This window comes from Halorubrum tibetense (assembly GCF_042661865.1).
GTDB lineage: Archaea > Halobacteriota > Halobacteria > Halobacteriales > Haloferacaceae > Halorubrum > Halorubrum tibetense.
On record NZ_JBHSWW010000374.1, the window covers coordinates 1 to 1,952 of the forward strand.

At 70.2% G+C, this 1,952-nt stretch carries 2 protein-coding genes; both read left to right on the forward strand.

Annotation, left to right across the window (positions count from 1 at the left end; genetic code table 11):
* Positions 1–721: PD-(D/E)XK nuclease family protein (locus tag ACFQEU_RS15200; protein ID WP_379783521.1), on the forward strand; the 721-nt coding region annotated here is incomplete at its 5' end.
* On the forward strand, positions 718–1,952 hold a 1,235-nt coding region (locus ACFQEU_RS15205; RefSeq protein ID WP_379783523.1), incomplete at its 3' end, for a UvrD-helicase domain-containing protein. The genes ACFQEU_RS15200 and ACFQEU_RS15205, both read left to right, overlap by 4 nt.

Below are 1,952 nucleotides of genomic sequence, written 5' to 3' on the forward strand. Positions count from 1 at the left end.
GGCCGGCCTATTTAACCGGTTCCTCGAGGCCGAAACCGCGCTCGCGTCGCGTGACGCGACGCCGACGTACTTCGAGGCGCACGTCGGCCTGACGCCGGACGACCCCGGCCTCGAACCCCTCGCCGCTGACCCCGTCCGCGTTCCCGGGACGGACGTCGCGCTCCGCGGGAAGATCGACCGACTCGATGTTACCGCTGACGGCGGGATCGTCGGGATAGATTACAAGACGGGTGGCACGCCGAGCGAACGCGACACGATCGACGGCCACGCGTTCCAGCTCCCGGCGTACCTGTTGTTGGCCGAGGCCGCGCTCGATGCGGAGCCCGTCGGTGCCGCCTACTATCAGGTGCGTCCGGCGGGGCGCGTCTCCCCGTACCGCGGGACGATAGGCGGCGACGAGGACGCCGCACACGCGCGATGGGGACGGGACGACCCGGAGCCGCTGCGACGCTATCGGTCGCTCGTGTTCGACACGCGGGCAGCGTTCACCGAGTTCCTACACGACACCGTCCCCGACCGGATCGACCGGATCGCGACCGCGGTCGACGCGGGGTCGTTTCACCCGACCGTGCTCGATCCCGGGGACGCCGGGTGTTCGTACTGTCCCTATCGAGGCGCGTGCGACGTCCGTCACCACCGGAGACACGATATCCATCAGCACCTCCACGAGACGGACGTGCCGCGCTACGCGCCCGGCGTAGACACGGAGGGCGGCCGATGACGGACGACAGGCGAGGCGAAGCGGACGACGCCGAAGGGACGATCGAGGACATCGACGCCGACGGGGCGACCGAGGACATCGACGCCGACGGGGCGACCGGAGACACGGGCGGCTTCACGCTCACTCGCGCACAGCAACGCGCCGCGCGGACGATCGACCGGAACGTCACCGTGGCGGCCGGGGCCGGCACCGGAAAGACGACGACGCTCACCGAACGCTACCTCACGATCCTTCGGGCACACCTCGACGGGCCGGAGAGCCTCGTCGCGACCGGTGAGGAACCGCCGTACCGCGTTCCGGAGGGGATCGATCGGATCACCGACCCGGAGGCAGCACGCCGACTTCCCGAGCGGATCGTCGTTACCACGTTCACCGAACGGGCCGCGGACGACCTGAAACGCACTATTCGAGAGCGGATCCGCGAGCGGCTCGCGGGGATCGACGACCCCGAACGGTGGGCCGTGTGGCGCGCCGCCGCCGACGGCGTCGAGGCCGGATACATCGACACCACACACGGGTTCTGTAGCCGTGTCCTCGAGGAGTACGCCGTCAGCCACCCCGCCGTCGACCCCGGATTCGACGTGCTGGAGGACGGCGACGCCGCCCGGCTCCGAGCCACCGTCGCGGCAGAGATCGTCGAATCTGAGCCACCCGGAACGCGGACGCTCGCTCCCGTGTTCGACCGGGCGGCGCTCGCCGACCTGCTTGCCGGATTCCTCGCCGAACCCGACACGACGGAGGCGTGGATCGACGAGCTCCGCGCGGTTGACGACCCCGACGCGTACGACACGTATCTCGTCGCCCTCCATCCGCTGGACGCCGACCCGAAACGCCTGCTCGACGCCGTCAGCGACGACCTCGACACGCTGTGTGCGCTGTATCGCGACGACGACGTTACCGACGACTTGGGGGCGAACCCGATGAACCGGGTCGGCGACGACCTGCTCGACCTCCACGAGACGCTCGTCGATGTCGACACTGCGTCGGCGTCGCCGATCCGGCGGCTGTCGCTGTGTCTCCGGCTGTGCGACGTGCTCACGACGGGCGACGGGGGCCAGTACGGTGAGGGAACCTACTACGGGAACAAGGCGTTCCGCGAACGCGACGACCCGACCGCCACGCGGTTCCGCGAGGCGATGGACTCCGTTCTCGACGAGCTGGCTCCCGAGACGCGGCCGACCGACGCGTCGCTCGACCCCGACCGGGACGCCCGCGAGCTGCTGACGGCGCT